The sequence below is a fragment of the Alteromonas sp. AWM4_230 genome (genome assembly GCF_056158305.1).
On record NZ_JBSWTB010000001.1, the window covers coordinates 4,452,939 to 4,474,038 of the forward strand.

Sequence of the window (21,100 nt, forward strand, 5' to 3'; positions counted from 1 at the left end):
CAGTGTTAGTGTTGCGCCATATAATCTAAAGTAAAGTTAGTAAGTAGCTTCACACCCAGCTTCATTCCCTCATCATCAACGTAGAACTCTGGCGTGTGATGAGCAGGGCTGTCTTCTTCTGATACATCTAGCGGCTTACCGCCTACCCAAACGTATAAGCCTGGAACTTGCTCCTGGAAAAATGAAAAGTCTTCAGCCCCGGTTACCGGCTTAGAAAGCAATGTGTTTTCGACGCCAGCGGTACGCTGCATGGTAGGTAGCATGGCTTTTGTAAGCTCTGGGTCGTTATACGTAATTGGGTAATAGTAATCTAGTGGTAACGTGAGTTCTGCCTCTGCTCCCATACTCTCTGCAATCGCTTTTACTTTACGTGGAAGTGACTCGTAAATATGATCGCGAGCGGCTTCGTTAAGAGTACGGATAGTGCCTACCATTTCGACTTCATTTGGAATGATGTTAGAGCGATTACCACCGTGGATTGAGCCAATCGATACCACTGCCGCATCGTCAATCAGTTTTAATTCACGACTTACAATGGTTTGAATAGACATTATCATTTGCGCAGCAGTAACTACTGGGTCTACGCTTTTCCACGGATAAGCGCCATGCGCTTGCTTTCCGTGAATAACAATTTTGAACGGATCTACTGCGGCCATAGTGCCACCGGCGTTATAGCGCACTTTGCCCACATCAGTGTTGGCATTAATATGCAAACCAAAAATAGCGTCGACGTCAGGATTCTTTAATACGCCTTCTGCCACCATAACTTCAGCACCGCCTTTTTCTCCAGCGGGGGCGCCCTCTTCTGCAGGCTGAAAGATAAATTTCACTTTACCCTTTAATTCACCCTTTATTTCAGTAAGGATTTTTGCGGCCCCCATTAGCATAGCCATATGCGTATCGTGACCGCAGGCATGCATCACTGGCACTTCTTTACCATTATACTCGCCTACTTGCGTAGAGCGATATGCTAGGTCGTTTTGCTCTTTGACCGGAAGCCCATCCATATCTGCTCGTAGGGCAACAACAGGGCCAGGCTTGCCAGAGTCTAATATTGCTACCACCCCGGTTTTAGCTACACCGGTTTGAACTTGTAAGCCTAGGCTTTTAAGGTAATCAGCCACATACTCAGCGGTTTTGAACTCGCGGTTAGACAGTTCTGGAAACTCATGAAAATGATGGCGCCATTTAATAACGTCTGGCTCTACTTTGTTAGCCAGTTCATCAACGTTAATGGGGTTAGCGCTAGCTGTAAAAGAGGCTAGGCCTGGCAAATACAAGTGACAGCAACTTCCGATTCATATCTTTTATTTCCTTTGATGTTTTTAGACAGAGTAAATCATCTTAAAGGAGAACACACCAATGCTTCTACAATTGCAGTAAAGAATTAGCAGGCATTTGAAAATACCCCATTCGTGCAGCCGTGAATATTAGACGGAAGTATAAGGTAAGCCACTGACTAATTTGGGAAACAAACTAACCTGGAAAACAAAAAGGCGCCATGAGGCGCCTTAATGTATATATCAACTTATTGCTAAGTCGCGATTAGCTCTTTTGTCTACGCATTGCGTCAAAGAACTCATCGTTAGTCTTGGTCATCGACAGCTTACTGATAAGGAAGTCCATGGCATCAATTTCAGACATTTCGTGAACAATTTTGCGAAGGATCCACATTTTCTGTAGTTCGTCTTGCGCAGTAAGTAGCTCTTCACGACGGGTACCTGAGCGGTTAAAGTCGATAGCTGGGAATACACGTTTTTCCGCAATCTTGCGGTTAAGGTGAAGTTCCATGTTACCTGTACCTTTAAACTCTTCGTAGATAACTTCATCCATCTTAGAGCCGGTATCAATTAGCGCTGTTGCGATAATGGTTAAGCTTCCGCCTTCTTCAACGTTACGTGCAGCACCGAAGAAGCGCTTAGGCTTATGTAGTGCGTTTGCGTCAACACCACCGGTAAGTACTTTACCTGATGAAGGAATTACCGTGTTATACGCTCGCGCCAATCTTGTGATTGAGTCAAGCAGGATAACCACGTCTTTTTTATGCTCTACAAGACGCTTCGCTTTTTCGATTACCATTTCTGCCACTTGTACGTGACGGCTTGCAGGTTCATCAAAGGTCGATGCAACAACTTCACCCTGAACAAGGCGGTGCATCTCGGTTACTTCTTCTGGACGCTCGTCGATAAGCAATACCATTAACTCACAATCTGGGTGGTTAGCAGCAATTGACTGAGCAATGTTTTGAAGAAGAAGGGTTTTACCGGCTTTAGGTGGTGCAACGATAAGGCCACGCTGACCTTTACCGATTGGCGATGCTAAATCGAGTACACGAGCCGTGATATCTTCCGTTGAACCGTTGCCGCGTTCCATACGCAAGCGGTCTGCTGCGTGAAGCGGTGTAAGGTTTTCGAAAAGGATTTTGTTACGTGAATTTTCAGGCTTGTCGAAGTTAACTTCGCGAATTTTAAGCAGAGCGAAATATCGTTCACTGTCTTTTGGTGGACGAATTTTTCCAGCAATTGTATCACCTGTACGCAAGTTGAAGCGTCGGATTTGGCTTGGCGATACATAGATATCGTCCGGCCCTGCAAGATACGAAGAGTCAGCTGAGCGTAAGAAGCCGAAACCGTCCTGTAAAATTTCTAGTACCCCATCACCAAAGATATCTTCACCGCTTTTTGCGTGTGTCTTTAGGATTGAGAAAATGATGTCTTGTTTTCTGGCGCGCGCCATGTTTTCCAGGCCCATTTCCTCGGCCAGGTTAACCAACTCGCTTATTGGTTTGTTCTTTAATTCAGTTAAATTCATACTGGTGGGTCTTTGTGCTTGAACTTCGCTTACAGGACTTAAAGTCACTCTGTTCTAGTTTAGATTTGATATCACCCGGATGTGGGCGTAAGCAGAATGCTGCTCGGATGAGCGCTGAGGAAAAGTTAGCACTATATTTAATCAACGTCCAGCGTTTTACCACCGAAATGTTAAATAAATTGATATGCCCTTTTCTAAAACAATTTGTAAGTACCTGTGATGCAAATAAAAACCGGTGCTTTATTCGCACCGGTTTTTTATTTTGTTTCAATTACAGATTTTCGTTTAGGAATTCTGTTAATTGAGCTTTTGATAGCGCGCCAACTTTAGTGGCAGCAACGTTACCATTTTTGAAAAGTAGCAATGTAGGAATACCACGAATACCATATTTAGGTGGAGTTTCGTTATTTTCATCGACATTCAACTTGCCAACTGTTAACTTGCCTTCAAACTCGGTCGCAACTTCTTCTAAGATTGGTGCGATCATTTTACACGGGCCACACCATTCGGCCCAGAAGTCAACCAGTACAGGACCTTCAGCATTGATAACATCTGCTTCGAATTTATCGTCAGATAACTGGATAATTTTGTCGCTCATTCTTTTCTCCATTATTGGTCTGTCGCTGATTTGTCTCAGCCCGACCATAAGTGTTATATAGAAACTGTTTTTTAATGCAAGCACTGATAAGCTATAAGCTATGCCTACTCACTTAACTGATACTCATTTTTCCGACCTGCCGATTAACGGCAAGGTTGTTGACGCCTTAGCGGCAGCTAATTTTTCACATTGTACACCAATTCAAGCACTTGCACTGCCTCCATTATTGGAAGGTCACGACATTGCAGGTCAGGCTCAAACAGGAACCGGTAAAACCATTGCCTTTTTGGTGGCTACATTTCACTATTTGCTAAGCAAAGCAGAAAATGCAGATAACAGCAAATCAAATGGCCCTCGCGCAATTATTATGGCGCCGACCAGAGAACTCGCTGTTCAAATCTATAACGACGCCAAACTGCTTAGTGAGCATACCGGATTGTCGCTTGGTTTGATTTATGGGGGCGAAGGTTACCAAAGTCAACGTGAAACTTTAGAAGAAGGGGTGGATATTATAATTGGTACGACAGGACGCATTCTTGATTACTATAAACAGAATGTGTTTACTCTGAATAATATTCAGGTTGCCGTACTTGATGAAGCCGATCGCATGTTCGATTTAGGCTTTATTAAAGATATTCGCTTTTTATTCCGCCGTATGCCACCGGCAAGCGACCGCCTAAGCATGCTGTTTTCAGCTACGCTAAGCTATCGCGTACAAGAACTTGCCTATGAGCATATGAATAATCCGACTCATGTTCAGGTTGCTCCGGAACAAACCACGGCGACTCGCGTTTCACAAGAGTTATTTTACCCGTCTGACGATGACAAGATGTTGCTTCTTCTTACGTTACTTGAAGAAGAGTGGCCAGAAAAAGCGATTGTTTTTGCCAACACTAAAAATAGCTGTGAAAAAGTCACTGACTGGCTTACCGCTGATGGACATCGCGTAGGCTTACTAAGCGGTGATGTACCGCAGAAAAAACGCCTGGGGATATTAGAAGGCTTTACCAAGGGTAACCTTGATATTCTGGTTGCAACTGACGTTGCAGCACGAGGTCTTCATATCGACGCGGTTACTCACGTATTTAACTATGACCTTCCTGATGATGCGGAAGACTATGTGCACCGAATTGGTCGTACTGGTCGCGCAGGTCAAAGTGGCGTTGCGATTAGTTTTGCATGTGAGAAATACGCACTGAACTTACCGGCTATCGAGCAATACATTCAAAAGGCAATTCCGGTTACCGATTATGACCGCAGTGCCTTACTTGACGATGTGACGCCACCTAAGCCACGCAGAAGACGTACGCCTAACAACCGCAACTCTTCTCGCCGTGGTAACGGTAGAGGCCGAGGTAAGCCTCAAAACCGAAACAGCAGAGCGCAATAATAAGGCGCAAGGGTAGTCAATAAGAAACGAGATTTTATGCAGGCAGAACTCCAGCACGACGCACAAACTTACGGCGAGTATTATGCCGCCGTGGACTTGGGCTCTAACAGCTTTCATATGGTGATTGTGCACGTTGTTAACGGCAGCGTGCAAATAATAGGGAAAATTAAGCAAAAAGTTCGTTTAGCCGCTGGCTTAGACGATAACTTAGCACTTGATGATGTAAGCATGGAGCGCGGCTGGCAATGCCTGCAAGTTTTCTCGGAACGCCTGCAAGATATCCCTTCATCCAATATTAAGATAGTCGCTACTGCTACCCTACGCCTTGCGACCAACGCTCATGTTTTCATTCGCAAAGCTGAAGAGATCCTTAATCACAAGCTCAATGTGATAAGCGGCGAGGAAGAAGCGCGACAAATTTACCTAGGCGTAGCCTATACATCAGCTAACCAAGGTAACAGCCTTGTCATTGATATTGGCGGTGCAAGCACCGAAATTATTATCGGTAACGACATGCAACCTATTCATTTGAAAAGTTTGGATATGGGCTGCGTGACTTTTATGGAGCGTTATTTTACAGGCGGCACCATAACCGAAGACAACTTCGAAAATGCTAAAAAAGCGGCCCATGCACTGATTGATGATGTATCAAGCGCTTTTTTATGTTTCGACTGGGAGAATTGCTTAGGTGCGTCTGGGACGCCGCAGGCGATTACCGAGATTTTGGTAGCACAGGGTATCAGCGATGCCATTCGCTTAGACTATCTGTATCACTTGGAAAAACAGTGTATCGAATGCGGCAATATTAAAAGCCTTGATATCGACGGATTAGAAGACAATAGAAAAGCTATTTTCCCTTCTGGCTTGGCGATTCTTATCAGCTTGTTTGAAGCGCTGAATATCAAACATATGAATATCTCCGGCGGGGCGTTGCGCGAAGGGCTTATCTACGGAATGTTAGATAACGTTACTGAAAACGATAGACGCCAACAAACGCTCAACCAAGCAAAGCAGCGTTATCACGTTGATAAAAACCATGCTAATTCTGTTCGCCATGTGGCGTTAGCTTTATGCCATCAGCTTTGTGCTCAACAAAATATTTGCCATCTAGATACGGAAACTATTTTAGGGGCCGCTGCACAATTACATGAAATTGGTCTTCATATTGAATATAAACGCCATCACGAACACGGTGAATATATTTTAAGTCATATTGATTTACCGGGGTTTACGCGCTTGCAGCGATCAGCAATTCGCGACCTTGTTGCGCAGCATCGTTTAACGATTGATGCAGACATTTTTGATAAGTACCACGAAGACTATCGCCCTATGCTAAAAGGCATGCTTCGCGTATTACGCATAGCGGTAGTTTTATGTCTACGCCGCCAAAACAAACATATTCCAGAAGTTTCGCTACAATGTGATGACAGTAAGTGGACACTTACTTTCCCTGAAGACTGGTTAAAGTCTCACCCTTTAATTAATGCTGAGTTAGCTAACGAGTGCTGGCTACAGCACAAAGCAGGGTGCGAGCTTGTGTGTAAGTAAATACTCACACTCTTATCGTATCAATAAAAAAGCCGTGCTAAGCACGGCTTTTTGTTGGAATACGCAACTTAATATCATTTAATTTTAATGTCTATTGACCATTTTGCTTTGCTAAAAGCTCCGCAGCTTTAGGTGCAAAATAGGTTAAGATGCCATCTGCCCCAGCGCGTTTAAATGCAAGTAAAGACTCTAAAATTACTGCGTCTTCATTTAGCCAACCATTAGCAAAAGCAGCTTGATGCATGGCGTATTCGCCACTTACTTGGTAGGCAAACGTCGGCACTTTAAATTCGCCTTTGCAGCGTCGTACGACATCTAAATAGGGCATGCCGGGCTTCACCATTACCATGTCCGCGCCCTCTTCTATATCAAGGGCAATTTCATGAAGGGCCTCATCGGTATTCGCAGGGTCCATCTGGTAGGTTTTCTTGTTGCCGCCTTTGATGTTTGCGGCAGAGCCGACTGCATCACGAAATGGCCCATAGTAAGCCGATGCGTATTTTGCCGAGTAAGCCATAATACAAGTATTGATATGGCCTGCCTCTTCAAGTGCCTTACGAATGCTGCCAATGCGGCCATCCATCATGTCAGAAGGTGCAACAATGTCAGCACCAGCTTCGGCATGTGACAAAGCTTGCTTGATGAGAACCTCAACGGTTTCGTCGTTCATCACATAACCAGCCTCATCTAGAAGGCCATCTTGTCCATGAGACGTGAAAGGGTCTAATGCAATATCAGACATCAGCATGACTTCAGGGAACGCCTTTTTAAGCGCTCTCATTGCTTGCTGAGCAAGCCCTTCAGGATTGAACGCTTCGCTTGCACACTCGGTTTTAAGCGACATAGGTGTCACAGGGAAAAGCGCAATCGTTCTAATGCCCAGCTCTACCCATTTCGCCGTTTCTTGCACTAGCAAATCAATAGAAAGTCTTTCAACACCAGGCATAGAGGGTACGTCCTCCCTAGCGTTATCACCAGGCAACACAAAGACGGGGTAGATTAAATCATCCGTAGTTAGCCTGTGCTCTGCCACAAGCCCTCTTAACGCATCTTTGGCACGTAGTCTACGCATACGACGGAGAGGGAAAGGTGAAGACGTCATAGTTTTTCCTGTAAATGTTTGTGTATTACTGTGTTTCGCCCTGAAGCTTTCGCTTCGTACAGGCAGTCATCAGCATATTTAAATAAACTTTGCGCGTGCTCTTCATCCGCGATAATGGTTGTAGAAACACCTGCGCTGGCGGTTAGCTTAATTACTTGTCCCTCGTATTCAAGTGGACTGTTTTCTAAGCTATGTCGGATATTCTCAGCAACGTGGTACGCGCCGCTTAAATCGGTATTAGGCAATATAATGGCGAACTCTTCACCACCTATGCGACACAAATCATCTGTTGGGCGATGGATGAGTTTTTGAAAGACATTTGTCACGTGAATTAAGCACGCATCTCCACCGTCGTGTCCATATTCGTCGTTAATTTTTTTAAAGTGATCCACGTCAACAATGATCAGTGATAAAGGCGTTTGCTCACGACGGCTGCGCCTTCCCTCCGAACGCAATCGCTTATTAAAGTGGCGGCGGTTATGGGCCCCTGTAAGCGGGTCTATTGCGTTAAGCCTTTCTAGCTCTTGATTCACATCGGAAAGCTCACGCAGTGTTATCTCTAACTCGAGCGTTCGCTCCTGAACTTTATATTCAAGATCATCTTGGTAGCGCTTTTGCACTTCCAACAAATTTTCCTTAGCGGTATTCGCCTGCTTTTCTTGTTCAAGGGCAAACTGCTGAGCATTAATTAGGTCGTCACGACTGTGGCTGTAATTAATCGCTAAGATTAGCGCCAAAATAAGGGCTTCAACCGTCCCCCCGATAATCAGCAAGTTATTCGATGATATAGGTAGCTGAATAATATTTACATTATCTAAACTTGCACTCAGCCCGCTAATTAGTAGGAAGCCCCATGCAATAGTAAAGTAGCGAGCTACCACCTCTCCTTTAAGAGAAAGCCATACGCCCAGAGACAGAGTAAAAATAACCACTAGGCTTAGCAATAAAAGAAATGCTTTTATCATTAGCCAATAAGGCAGAACAAGACCTGCAACAATACTCAGGCCGCAAATCCAACTAATCGCTTTGGTCACGTTATCCAGTTTATTGCTGTAATTTTTAATAGGCAGAAGACTACGCGTAAATAACGCGGCAAACATAATGGTAGCGTTTGCAAATACGATAATCGCCTTACTCTGAAACCAAGTGCTCGAAGACCAAATATAAGAAAAGCCATAGCCATGAAGCGTAATTAGAGTAAACGCCAGGTTGATTACATAACCCGAGTAAAACAAAAAAGACACGTTTTTGGTTGTGACAGTTAAAAAGGCATTACTCACCCCCATTGCTAGCAAAACGCCGAAGAAGATGCCTAACACCAAGTTTCTCGTTGATGTGTATTCTATAAACTCTGTCTCTTCCCATATACGAATGGGAAGGCGTATGCTGCCCGATGTTTGCAGTTTAATAATAATGCGCAGAGATTGCGCACTGTCAGGTAAGGGGAATAAGGGTTTGACGTGCGCAATGGGTCTATCTTCAAAGCTTTGTCCGTCGCCGCCAGAGTAAGACACTATGGGTTTAGTGCCCACTTGGCTATATACAGCTACATCCAAGTTATCTAACAGCGGATAGTCTATATGTAAAAGAAACCGGCTTTGGTTGCTTTGAGTAGGCTCGACCACCATTGAAAACCAGTGCACATCGGTGTTCATTCCTAAATTTACTGGCGAAGAGACTTGCGTCCATTCGCTTGTTGGTGTTTGAACCACACTATTGAAATCTTGTGTCGTTCCTTGATTTTCTTTTAGATAGATTAACTGTGAAAACCGAGGGGAAAGGCTTGAGGCTGGTGAAAGGTTAAGCAGAACTAAGGCAAATGCTACAACGGCAAGGGCTGTAATAAGAATAAGACCCGCATCATACTTGCGGATCGCTTTTAGATTTGTCTGCATATAAACCCGTGTTTAGCTGAGAGAAAACAACTCACAGCTATTAGCATAACTGCTAATACGCAATTTATCAGTGTCAACTTGAAGATATTCACCTAATTGCTGAGCTATATGGGGCAAAAAAGCGGGCTCATTATTGCGTTTTCGCGGACGAAGTGTTTTTGGAAATAAATATGGGGCATCAGTTTCAAGAATAAGCTTATTCAGCGGGATATGCTTTACGGCATCACGTAAGTCAGCACCGCGCTTATCGTCACATACCCATCCTGTAATACCAATATAAAGGCCTAACGACAAATACGCTTTTACTTGTTCAGTTGTGCCAGTAAAGCAGTGGGCAATTCCCCCTTTTAAGCTCGGCATATACTGGGTTAACAAGCCTATCTGCTCGTTAAAGGCATCTCTTTCATGTAAGTACACAGGTAAGTTCAATGACGTAGCTAACTTTAACTGCGCTTCAAAAACCGCTAATTGAACGTCCTGAGGTGAAAAGTTACGGTTAAAGTCTAACCCGCACTCACCGACAGCCACACACCCTTTATGTTGAGCGAGCTCACGTAAACGCTCATAGTCGCTTTCAGTGACATCTTTTGCATTATGAGGATGTACACCAATGGTGAAACAGCACTGATCAGGATACTTTTCGTAAAGCGCTACCGCGGCATCCCACTCATTGGGATGAGTGGTAATGACACACAGTTTATCAACACCGGCTTCTTGTGCACGTTGTATGACTTCTTCGGCGTCAAAACGCTTATCAAGCAGATTGACGCCTGCGTCGAACCAAGACATTTACTTAACGCGTTTTACTTTCATGCGCTTGTTAACACCTTCTACGCTTAAATAGAATGACCCTAACAGACCTCTTTCAATTGAAACTTGCTGACCTTCTTCAATCTTCAAGTAAGCGCTATCGCTCTGCTTCCAAACTGAGCCATCGCTAAACGTAATAATCTTTTTACCTCGAAGAGAGTCTTTAAACGATGCGATAGTGAGTGAAATCTCAGAGGCTTCAGCAGATAAATCACGTTTATGTTCTAAACCGAAGTCATTTTCAGGCTCTGCTGCGCTAGCAGGTTTGCTTACGGCAGGACGTGTATTCGGTTCTGCTTGCAATTTTGGTTTAGCAACTGTTTGCGATTTATACGCTTGCAATTGGCTTACAGACGCATCTGCGCCATCATATTGATTCAGTGATTTCGCAATATTGTCGTAACAAATTAGACGCTTTAAGCTGTTGTCTGTGTTCCGGCATTTTTCCATAGCATCAGCTACAGTCTCGGCGTGAACGTTAAGCGCTCCAAAAGCACACAATAATGTGGCAATAGATATCAGTCGAGTTTTCATTCTTATTCCTTGCTCTTTTTAACTTTTATGTATTGTCAGTGACTTCTTCTGACTCATCGTCACTTGGCTTTTTACCTGCGTAGAAACCACCCACAATGACGCCGACTTCGAATAGCAACCACATTGGTATTGCTAACAGAGTCTGAGAAATAATATCTGGTGGCGTCAGTAACATGCCAACTACAAACGCACCTACAACCACATACGGACGTTTAGCTCTTAGCGACTTAGCATCAGTCACCCCAGTCCAACACATCAGAATAATAGCTATGGGTATCTCGAATGAGACCCCAAATGCGAAGAACAGTTTCAATACGAAATTTAAGTAACTCGATATATCTGTACTTACCGTTACTCCTTCAGGCGCCACACTGGTGAAAAATGCGAACGCAATAGGGAATACAACGAAATAGGCAAAGGCCATACCGGCATAAAATAGTAAGGTACTTGATAAAAGCAGAGGCGCAACAAGGCGTTTTTCATTTCGGTATAAGCCCGGCGCAACAAAGCCCCACACTTGATAAAGCACATAGGGGATAGCAATGAAAAACGAGAGCACCAAGGTAAGTTTAAAAGGCGCGAAAAAGGGCGATGCCACATCGGTTGCAATCATACTTGAGTTTTCAGGTAGTGTTGCAAGTAATGGCATTGCTAACAGCTGGTAAAGGTCTTGTGCGAAAGCGGCAAGACACACAAATACGATCAGCACGCTCAAAAGCGCTTTGAGAATACGGCTGCGTAATTCAATTAAATGAGAAATGAGATTGTTAGCGTCAGACATCTATTGCTTTTTATATGGTTCTTGAACCGACTCGGCGGCTTTTTTTAGCTCATCGACACTTTGTTCAAGTTCAGGTGAAAGATCTTTAAGGCCTTGCTGCTCTGCTTTTTTCAAGTTTTCATGCAACTCATGCACACGCAGCTGATGCTCAACTTCTTGCTTAAAGCCCGTTGCTACATTACGCACGCTGCGAATTGTATTTATAGTAGAGCGCATGGCACCTGGCAGTCGTTCGGGCCCTAAAATAAGGAGTGCCAAAACGCCTACTACCAATAGCTCCCAAAAGCCGATATCAAACATCAGGATTTTTCTTTAACGTCGCTCTGTGTTTTTGTCGAAACAGGCTCAGCCGCTGACTTTTCTTCAACTTGCTTCTTTTGCTCAAAGTCGGCGTCTTTGTCTTCTTCGCTCACAGCTTTTTTGAAGCCTTTGATTGCACCGCCTAAGTCAGTGCCGATACCTTTAAGTCGTTTTGTACCAAATAATAGCACTACGATAACCAGTACGATCAGCAACTGCCAAATACTAATACCACCCATAAAAATAATCTCCATTACATCGTTGTACACAGTATGCCATTGCCCGCCAATGCTTTCACCTGAATATTTACTCGAATGAATAAAGATTGACGTTTTAGCATCGACAATACATTCTCTGTATATCTTAAAAGCGAATAGTAAATACATTCAACTATTCTAATTTTTACAAGGAGTTAGTGAGCAATGCTGTGTCTTACCATTGTCTATTGTCATTTGTTGCTCTCTGCCCCTTCTACGCTGAATAATACTCCACACACGTTGAATCAACCCGTAAACACGACCAGTAGAAGCGCTGCTTACCACGACGCTATTAAACCTACGCATGCCCTTACTACAAATTCTGTCAATTCGAAAAATGACATACTGTCAGCCGCACAGGTGCAAGACGATGAGCAGTGGTTTGATATTTGGCAGCGCAGTTTTACTGACACTATGGACTTTACGGTAAAACAGCTCGATGGCTTGTTTATGAGCGACAGCCTTCCAATTACTTCCGGACGCAAAGAAGCAAGAGCGGAAGGCCGTATTCAACTCTCATGGGAGCCAAGAAGCAGTATGCTTACAGATACTGACTTACGCTTTCGTATTCGTGTTCGTTTGCCGGCTTTAAAAGAGCGCGTTGATTTACTATTGAGTGACAATGAAGACGAAACGCAGAACAATACAATACGGGCAGCAAGAGATACCGGAAATAACGACCGCGATAGGACGACTATTGCACTAAGGTTTCGCCCAGAACAAGATTCACATTATTCGTATAGAGTTGGCGCAGGACGTCGCGACCAACTTTATGCCATGACGCGATACAAAGACGCCTTCGCCTTTTCCAAACAGTGGGCCATGCTTTACGACGCAGAGCTTTATTATTACACCCGTGACCGATTAGGGGCTGAACTTGGGTGGGCAGTTCAATACGAGATGAGCAAAAAACATCTCATTCGCCAAAACAACCGCTTTTATTTTCGAGACAATACAAATGACTGGTTGTGGCGCCACGAAGTACATCATTTGTTTTCAGTAGATCAACATAACGCCGTTATTCCCCACTTAATGGTGGAGGGGCTGAGCCAACCTAACTATCGCGTAGAAGAAATTTACGGCGGGTTTAGATGGCGTAACAATATGTTACGCGATTGGCTTTTCTTTGAAGTAGAGCCCTTCGTGTTGTGGCTACGTGAAGAGGATTTTAAAACCTCTTATGGCTTAGCTTTGCGCGTTGAAGCTTACTATGGGCGAGATACTTAAACACAACCTAATCGTAAATTACAAACGGAACCTTGCTATAAGCACAATAACGCAGTTTGTGAAAGCGCGAGGCCTCTGAAGGCTGCAACACGTGTATATTCCCACCATTTTGCCAGCGAATCATGCCTTTAGAACGACAAAGGTTGCCCGATTCCTGTCGCCACTTTCCCTGCTCGTTGCGTTTGAAAGAAGCAGGCTTTTCCGATGATTCAATTGTGAGTTTCAGCTCACCCGATGTTATTTGTCCGGAAGTCTTAGCTGGTAAGTAACTCGCCTCACCTGCAATTATGCGTTTGGAGCCATTGCGAGAATGAGTGATATCTTCTTTACCTTTGCTCATATCTACAATAAACACCCCGCCTTCGCCCAATACAGTGAAAGACACGTTTTCAAAGGGCGCTTTTACGTCGACCATCAACGCCGTAGTTTCATCGACACCGAAGCCAAACGATTGGCCGCTTGATGCTGTGGCAGCGATCAGACGGACTTCGCGATCACGTTCTGAAAAGTGAGTATCAAGTAAGCCAAAATTGAAAAGCCCTAAACCTCCGGTAGGGTTGATAGTCATTGCGCCATCTGTTAATTGATTTTCACATTGAGCGCTGTCCTCACAGCGTTGTGATGTGGGAGCGACGCCATACACACCACCGGATAAGACGCCCATCGAATTTCCGCTTGTTAACATGGGAACAGGTCGATGATTGTTGTATCCACCAGCCTGTACTGCTGTTCCTGCACTGGTCCCCCCTACTACTAGCTGATCGTCTCGCCAGAGATCACGCAGTTCAATAAGAAAGTCGCTGGGTTTTCCTGTTGGGGTACTTAGCGCAGCAAGGGTTTTACTTTGGTCTCCGCCGTTGAAAAATAAGCCATCGAGGCTAGACAGTGTATTCATAGCCAACTGGTTATCTTCACACCATGAGCGTTGTTTACTTGTACGCTCTGGATATAGCCTCTCTTTATCAAACAGCGAATGTTGAGCTCTGAAAAACGCTAGATTGTTACAGCCTTGACCTCCCAGACTTTTGACATAAACGGCCTGCTGAAAAGCAGGAGTTAATGGGAGCCAAACCACTTCTACGTTGGGTTGCTGGAAAACACCTGTGTAGAAGTCTACCGCTTCAAATGGGTCGCGTGACGATGCCGTCACAATACCGATTGTCGTTCGAGCGCTTGTATCGGCGTTCCCCTTTTTCGCAATTTTAGCCTGTCGTTTAGCATGTGCAGCCTCAATAAACGCGTTATAGATATCAACTGACGCCCTAGCTTTTGTATTTGTTAAGGATACTTGCTCTTGTAATCGGTTGCCTAGCTCATCTGTTTGCTGCGCTTCTAAGGAGTCCAACAAAATGAAGTAGTCAGTATCAGAAAGGGAGCGAATATCGCTGTTTGATAACCCGGCATCATTGAGGGCATCTAGCAGCGCATTTTTTGTATATAACCTCTCACCTTCAGATGAATATATACTCACTAATTTTGAATATAAAAAATCATTGTTTTGTGAGTGTTTGTTCGCCAAATCCTGATATCTACGCAGTGATTGCTGATTTATTTCGTACAAAATTTCCGCTTTCCCAGACGCAAAGTTTGACGACGAACTGCAGTTTTTCGTTGACATACTCGAACATGTTTTTAATGCTCCGCCCGCCAAAACAAGATTAGGAGATGAGAAACAAAACATAGAAAATACAGAAAGATAAACATAAAAAAGCGATAGAATCGGTGCTTTTAATCTATCCTTAAAACAGTAAAAATTTGCGCGCAAAAAAATAACTTTCATTAAAACCAACGGAACATTTAATTGATTGACTTTTATTCACCGTAGTGTTAACTAATTATTAATGTCAACGGTAAAGTTCACGCCGTATAACAGTATTTGATTCAGACGAAGTGCATAATTCGTCACAACACTGGTTTTTATAAATGCTTAAGAAAGCTGCCAACCTAGGCAACTATCGCTATCAAAACTTTTACTTGTCGGAGTGGTTCGACGAGTAGCTCCTGCGCCCTTCAATTCATTGAAGCGGTCACGCTGCGCCTTGCAGCAAATTTTTATCTAAACAAGTGTTGAATCGCGCAAAAAGCGGCATTAGACCGTGCGCGTTATGGGGATCACAATAATGAAAAAATCGACGTTACTTCACAAAATAGGTGTGTCTGTTGGCACGCTAAGCTACCTATCGCTTTGTATATCTGGCGCTGTATTTTCCCAATCTGTATCGGCGCAAGCAGTATCAGTTCAGGAAGCAAGCGAGGAAGAAGTTGTAGAGCGCATTCAGGTCACCGGCAGTAATATACGCGGTGCGGATATGGAAGGTGCGCAGCCGCTAACTATTCTCACTTCAGAAGATATTGCACGCACAGGCGCATCTACCATTTCAGAGCTAATGCGCACGGTGACGCAAACCCGTGGCGGCGTTGGTACATTTGACACTACCCAAAGTGGGGCGACGTCTACCTCTACACCACCCGGTCAAGCGGCAGCGTCCCTTCGAGGCATTGGGCCCTCTTCAACATTAACGCTTGTGAACGGACGCAGAATTGCAGCAAGTTCATTTGCTTCTGGTACTGAGAATTTTGTTGATATCAATAGTATTCCCGCCTCTGCGGTAGAGCGTGTAGAAGTGCTAGCAACGGGTGCATCGGCGATTTATGGTGCAGACGCCGTTGCTGGTGTTATTAACTATATTCTTAAAAACGATTATGAAGGGCTAGAGCTTCAAACTAATTACGAGAATACTACCAACGGCAATGATCATGGTGCCTTCAATGTTCAAATGCTGTGGGGTAAAAATTTTGATAACGGCAGTAATTTAACGGCGTTCTTCGACTACTTCGACAGAAAAGCGATCCGCGCTACCGATTTTTCGCAAACCCGCGATCCTATTTTGGAAAGTAGTTACTCATATCTTTCTAAAGGGCAGCCCAACATTTACTTTGATAGCACACTAGACCGCTATGAAATGCCTGCACCTAACTGTCCTGATGAGCTTACAATAACGGAGCTAGATGAGGAAATTTGTGCATATTATGCCAATGAAGATGACTATTTCGAAACGCCGCTAGAAACCTTGTCAGGAGGCTTCACCTATACCTATCAAGGTAACGACATTACGTGGCGGACAGATCTTCTTGCCTCGCATACCAAATCAACGTCGTTCTCTACACCATCACCGATTAATCAGGTAAACGATGAAGAAGGAGCATGGATAGAACTCGATGCTCTTAACGTACTTGAGGACGACGCGCGTAACGCAATTATTGACAACTTGTTCATAGGCTCCTTTGATACTGTTGCAGGTCGTGAACTTGACGGTCTTCAATACGATGCTAGATTTGTATCCCCACGTACCGTCGAAATAGAAACTGACGCCATTCGCCTAGTTTCGTCTTTACAGGGGTACTTTGGTGAGTGGGAATGGGAGGCTGGCGCCCTTTACTCTCGTAGTGAGTCTGAACAGATTGCAACACAAGGTATCTACAACCGCTATCTATATACAGCCGCCGTTCACGGAGAGCTCTGTGATACCGTTGAGACTGCGCAGTATGACAGCACAAACGATATTTTAAGCTGTGGCAGCGGCGCGCTGTTACCTGCCTATAACCCTTTCCTAGTAGGCGATACGCAAAATGACGCTATCTTGGGCCTAACACAAGCACGCCCCACTCGTGATGGAACCAGCGAAATATTCGGCCTAGATGCCAAAATTAACGGTGAAATAGCGCAGTGGAATGGCAATGCTGTGTTGCTAGCTGCTGGGGTTGAACTCAGACGGGAAGACATCACTGACTTGCCGTCTTTAGACTCACAAGCGAGAGCGGAAAATAGCTTTCTTGTCGATGTTTTTGGATTCGGTTCAAGTGCCTCAGCGGCAGACAGAAATCAGATGGGCGTCTTTACTGAACTCTTTGTTCCTATTACCGATCAGTTTGATATTAGTCTTGCGGGTCGTTTTGACGACTACAATGATTTTGGCAGCACGTTTAATCCAAAAGTGGGCTTCACCTACCGCCCTATTGATGACTTAGTACTGCGCGGCTCGTGGTCTACAGCGTTCCGTGCGCCTTCTTTGACTCAAGCAGGCGTGCAGCTGCGAACGACTCGCGCGTCTTTCGACTGTTCAGCGAACGACGCCGTTGCAGATTTGTATTGCGAGGGGCAAGGTAGCGTTCGCGGCAATAACGTACTTGAACTTGGTAACCCAGCGCTGCGCGCTGAAGAGTCTGAAACGTACTCATTTGGCTTTGCCTATAGCCCAACTGACAACACCACGATTACGGTTGATTACTGGACCTTCGATCACGAAGACATTGTCGATACCAACATGACGGGGGTTCTAGACCGTGCCATTACCGATGCTTCACTTCGCCATTGCGGTGTATTGGATGAGGGAGAGGTTGGCATTTCTTACTTGGAAGACCTATGTTTAGTTACCGATAGCGCAGGGAATACCATTGAAGATGATGGCGCTAACTTAACTGAAATCCTAGATGCTTGGGTTGAATTTGACGACCCCCGCTTTGCTGAGTTACCGCTATTTAGAGATCATATTTTATTGCTTGATAATACGGGCACTCAAGAACTCGAAGGTATCGACTGGGACATAGACCATGACTTTCAGTTAGATAGCGGCACGTTGGAGCTAGGGTTTTCTGGCACTCACTACCTGACCTACGACCGCAATAGACCAGGTTCTGATGAAATTGAATCACTAGCGGGCACTTTCCTTTATCCTGAAACTGTTGCTACAGCTGAACTTTTCTATGTTCAAGAGGATTGGTACGTAGGTGCTTACGTTTTCTATACTGGCAGCTATGACGACGATATTATTCGTTTACGCAGCAGAGAAATTGATGAGTTAATCGAGTTGGGCGCCATTGAAGATGAAGATGATACCCGCGATGTAAGCAGCTGGACTACCGTAACACTCAGCGCGGGCTATTACTTTGAGAATGCTGACTTGCGCCTTACTGTCGACAACGTATTTGACCGAGATGCCCCTACGGCTTATGGCTCTGGTAGAGGTTTTGATGCCTTTAACCATGACCCATTTGGCACGCGCTACACGCTTGCGTTTAGTTACTATTTTCACTAAGTGATAACAGAGGGCGTTAAGCCCTCTTCATTTTCGGAGGTAAGGTTGCAACATTCACCTTCAACATCGCGAATGCCTGATGCATTCGTAATCTTATTTTTTGTAATACTGCTTGCAGGGCTAGTGGCTTGGCTTGTGCCAGCAGGCACCTTTGACACTAAAAGTATCACTACATCAGACGGTAACGTGAAAACCGTACTTGATGCCGATAGCTTCAGATATGTAGAAGAAAGCCATGGTTTTGTGTTATTCGATGGCACTGGCAACACAACAGGCATAGCCAACTATGCGTTTGACGGTATGGTTTCCGGCGACAAATGGGGCGCCGCAGTTGGTGTTATCGCTTTTATTCTAATTGTTGGTGGCGCCTTTGGCATTGTGATGCAAACAGGTGCAATCAACAACGGTATTATGGCGTTGATCAAGCGCTACCAGCACGCCGATAATCTCTTGCTCCCTGCTTTATTTTTGCTGTTCTCATTAGGTGGGGCGGTATTTGGAATGGGTGAGGAAGCCATTGCATTTTGTATTGTGCTAGTGCCGCTAATGACAGCCATGGGCTATAACGGCATCATGGCAGTGCTTGTCACTTATGTGGCTACGCAAATCGGCTTCGCTACAAGCTGGATGAACCCTTTCTCTGTTGCTATAGCACAAGGCATTGCTGATGTGCCGTTAATGTCGGGCCAATATTTTCGCCTGGCCATATGGGCTATGTTTACCGTTTTTGGCTTAATCTTCACTTTGCGTTATGCAAAGCAGCTAAAAAATAGTAACCAAGCATTTACCGGTGCAGCTTCAGTAAGCAAACAGGCGTCTTCTTTAGAGTTCACGTCATCTACCGCATCAACAAATGAGTTCACTGAGCCGCATTTTTCCGTTACCGACAAACTTATTCTGATCGCCTTTTTTGCTTGTATTTACTGGGTAATGTGGGGAGTAATTGTTCATGCTTACTATATTCCTCAAATTGCCTCACAGTTTTTTTGTATGGGAATTCTGATTGGTGCCATTGCATGGGTTGGTGGCCGTATGCGCATGAACGATATCAGTGCGGCGTTTGTTAGCGGTGCACAATCGCTGCTGCCTGCCGCCCTCATTGTAGGTATGGCCAAAGGCATTGTATTAGTGCTTGGCGGTGACGAGGTGACTTCACCTTCTGTGCTAAACACCTTGCTGCATCACACTGGTAATACATTAGCGCAAACCGGTTCTGTAATGAGCGCTTGGCTCATGCTGTTGTTTCAAAGCATCTTCAATTTTTTTATTGCCTCTGGATCAGGACAGGCTGCGATCACTATGCCTCTAATGGCGCCGCTATCAGATCTTGTGGGCGTGACTCGCCAAGTTGCGGTACTAGCCTTTCAGTTAGGCGATGGCCTAACTAACTTAATTATTCCAACTTCTGCTTCGCTGATAGGCTGTTTAGGTGTGGCTGACGTAAGTTGGACAACATGGGTAAAATTCATCGCAAAATTTTGCGCCGGCCTCTTCACACTTGCGTCGCTTACTGTTATCACCGCCGTTCTAATAGGTTTCTCTTAAATGCTAACGCTTATCAAAAATATAGAGTGCTACTCACCTTCACCACAAGGCACAGTAGACATTTTAATCGCCAACAATACTGTTGCACATATTGCCCCTAACATTTCGATGCATTCGCCTTCTTTAAACATTATCGACGGCAGTAATTTGATTGCGCTGCCTGGCCTTGTTGACAGTCTGGTGCATATTTCTGGTGGCGGTGGCGAGGGTGGTTTTCACACACGTACGCCGCAAATGTCGCTGACTGATGCTAGTTTACATGGCGTAACAACTGTTATTGGTGCATTAGGTACCGATGCAACTACGCGAACACTTCCTGATTTAGTGGCTAAGACAAAAGGCCTAAACATTGAGGGGATCAGTGCGTATTGTTACACCGGCTCCTACCACCTTCCGGCTCGCACCATTACAGGCAACGTTACTGATGACGTTGTGCTAATCGACTGTATGATTGGGGTCGGAGAAGTCGCAATTGCCGATCATAGAGCTGCCGAACCGACTGTCCAGGCGCTTGCAGAGGTTGCAGCACAAGCACGAACTGGCGGCATGATTTCTGGCAAAGCAGGTATTGTTTACATTCATACTGGCGACGGAGAGCGCCAACTTTCTGTATTGCACGACGTAGTTGATAACACGGATATTCCGGCAAGCCAGTTCTATCCAACTCACATCAATAGAAACCAAAGTTTATTAGATGCAGGAATCGCTTGGACACAGAAAGGCGGTGTTATTGATATGACCACCAGCACCAACGAGCAATTTATTGAAGAGGGCGAAATACCCGCTGCAGAGGCCATTGCCTACTGCTTAAATCAGGGTGTACCTGCAAGTTGTTTAAGCATGAGTTCAGACGGCAACGCTAGCCTTCCCGTTTTTGATGATAATGGCCTGCTTGTAGGCTTAGAAGTGGGAAAAGTAAGCAGTTTATTTGACGCATTTAAAGCTCTGGTTTTACAACACAACGTATCGCTAGAAAACGCTATTGCCGTTGTCAGTAGTACGCCAGCCAAAAGGCTCAAGTTGCATCACAAAGGAAAAATAGAGGTTGGCTGTGATGCTGACATAGTGCTATGCGATAAGGCAACGCTGGACATTGTGCATGTTATCGCTAAAGGCAGGCAGCTGGTTAAGCAAGGCGAAGCGTTGGTCAAAGGCACGTTTGAATAGCTAAACCTACACGACAAACTTTGCATCGCACTACGTTGC

General features: G+C 44.8%; 17 protein-coding genes. 6 read left to right on the plus strand and 11 right to left on the minus strand.

The window, feature by feature from the left end:
• Positions 1-5: 5 nt before the first annotated feature.
• From ACXACS_RS19175 to trxA, 3 genes are all read right to left on the minus strand, one after another.
• Positions 6-1,274 (minus strand): amidohydrolase, encoded by a 1,269-nt coding sequence (locus ACXACS_RS19175; RefSeq protein WP_474809338.1) that lies wholly within the window; start codon positions 1,272-1,274, stop codon positions 6-8.
• 271 nt (positions 1,275-1,545) lie between these two features.
• On the minus strand, positions 1,546-2,811 hold the full coding sequence (gene rho / locus ACXACS_RS19180; RefSeq protein ID WP_014948094.1) for a transcription termination factor Rho: 1,266 nt from the start codon (positions 2,809-2,811) through the stop codon (positions 1,546-1,548).
• Between the two features lie 271 nt (positions 2,812-3,082).
• Positions 3,083-3,409, minus strand: coding sequence for a thioredoxin TrxA (trxA, locus tag ACXACS_RS19185; protein WP_118490421.1), 327 nt, complete (start codon positions 3,407-3,409; stop codon positions 3,083-3,085).
• A 100-nt stretch (positions 3,410-3,509) separates the two neighbouring features.
• Between trxA and rhlB the strand changes: the two genes are divergently transcribed.
• Both rhlB and ACXACS_RS19195 read left to right on the plus strand, forming a co-directional pair.
• Complete coding sequence (rhlB, locus tag ACXACS_RS19190; RefSeq protein ID WP_179982212.1) at positions 3,510-4,799, plus strand: ATP-dependent RNA helicase RhlB; 1,290 nt, start codon at positions 3,510-3,512, stop codon at positions 4,797-4,799.
• Positions 4,800-4,835: 36 nt separating this feature from the next.
• Positions 4,836-6,347 (plus strand): Ppx/GppA phosphatase family protein, encoded by a 1,512-nt coding sequence (locus tag ACXACS_RS19195; RefSeq protein WP_474808990.1) that lies wholly within the window; start codon positions 4,836-4,838, stop codon positions 6,345-6,347.
• A 91-nt stretch (positions 6,348-6,438) separates the two neighbouring features.
• On the opposite strand, the gene hemB is transcribed toward ACXACS_RS19195, so the two are convergent.
• The 7 genes from hemB to tatA are packed head-to-tail and all read right to left on the minus strand — an operon-like array spanning position 6,439 to position 12,014.
• Complete coding sequence (gene hemB / locus ACXACS_RS19200) at positions 6,439-7,449, minus strand: porphobilinogen synthase (RefSeq protein ID WP_474808992.1); 1,011 nt, start codon at positions 7,447-7,449, stop codon at positions 6,439-6,441.
• Positions 7,446-9,344, minus strand: a complete 1,899-nt coding sequence (locus ACXACS_RS19205; RefSeq protein WP_474808994.1) for a sensor domain-containing diguanylate cyclase — start codon at positions 9,342-9,344, stop codon at positions 7,446-7,448. Before ACXACS_RS19205 ends, hemB begins: the two co-directional genes overlap by 4 nt.
• 12 nt (positions 9,345-9,356) lie before the next feature.
• The gene (locus ACXACS_RS19210; protein ID WP_474808995.1) at positions 9,357-10,133 is read right to left on the minus strand and encodes a TatD family hydrolase; all 777 of its coding nucleotides are present in this window, start codon (positions 10,131-10,133) and stop codon (positions 9,357-9,359) included.
• The gene (locus tag ACXACS_RS19215) at positions 10,134-10,688 is read right to left on the minus strand and encodes a hypothetical protein (RefSeq protein WP_474808997.1); all 555 of its coding nucleotides are present in this window, start codon (positions 10,686-10,688) and stop codon (positions 10,134-10,136) included.
• A 25-nt stretch (positions 10,689-10,713) separates the two neighbouring features.
• On the minus strand, positions 10,714-11,469 hold the full coding sequence (gene tatC, locus ACXACS_RS19220) for a twin-arginine translocase subunit TatC (RefSeq protein ID WP_474808999.1): 756 nt from the start codon (positions 11,467-11,469) through the stop codon (positions 10,714-10,716).
• Positions 11,470-11,769 (minus strand): Sec-independent protein translocase protein TatB, encoded by a 300-nt coding sequence (gene tatB / locus ACXACS_RS19225; RefSeq protein WP_012517066.1) that lies wholly within the window; start codon positions 11,767-11,769, stop codon positions 11,470-11,472.
• The gene (gene tatA / locus ACXACS_RS19230) at positions 11,769-12,014 is read right to left on the minus strand and encodes a Sec-independent protein translocase subunit TatA (RefSeq protein ID WP_232091269.1); all 246 of its coding nucleotides are present in this window, start codon (positions 12,012-12,014) and stop codon (positions 11,769-11,771) included. Before tatA ends, tatB begins: the two co-directional genes overlap by 1 nt.
• A gap of 177 nt (positions 12,015-12,191) precedes the next feature.
• Between tatA and ACXACS_RS19235 the strand changes: the two genes are divergently transcribed.
• A complete protein-coding gene (locus tag ACXACS_RS19235; RefSeq protein WP_474809001.1) occupies positions 12,192-13,253 on the plus strand; it encodes a hypothetical protein in 1,062 nt (353 codons plus the stop codon).
• Positions 13,254-13,260: 7 nt separating this feature from the next.
• Here ACXACS_RS19235 and ACXACS_RS19240 read toward each other — a convergent pair whose 3' ends face one another.
• Positions 13,261-14,871, minus strand: coding sequence for a cyanophycinase (locus ACXACS_RS19240; RefSeq protein WP_474809003.1), 1,611 nt, complete (start codon positions 14,869-14,871; stop codon positions 13,261-13,263).
• Positions 14,872-15,373: 502 nt separating this feature from the next.
• Here ACXACS_RS19240 and ACXACS_RS19245 point away from each other — a divergent pair.
• From ACXACS_RS19245 to iadA, 3 genes are read left to right on the plus strand one after another with little or no spacing between them, the layout of a single operon-like run.
• Entirely contained in the window at positions 15,374-18,349 is a 2,976-nt protein-coding gene (locus ACXACS_RS19245) for a TonB-dependent receptor domain-containing protein (RefSeq protein WP_474809004.1), read from the plus strand.
• A gap of 45 nt (positions 18,350-18,394) precedes the next feature.
• Positions 18,395-19,894 carry a putative basic amino acid antiporter YfcC gene (yfcC, locus tag ACXACS_RS19250; RefSeq protein WP_474809005.1) on the plus strand — a complete coding sequence of 500 codons (1,500 nt, stop codon included), beginning with the start codon at positions 18,395-18,397 and terminating at the stop codon, positions 19,892-19,894.
• Positions 19,895-21,061 (plus strand): beta-aspartyl-peptidase, encoded by a 1,167-nt coding sequence (gene iadA, locus ACXACS_RS19255; RefSeq protein WP_474809007.1) that lies wholly within the window; start codon positions 19,895-19,897, stop codon positions 21,059-21,061.
• Positions 21,062-21,100: the final 39 nt, after the last annotated feature.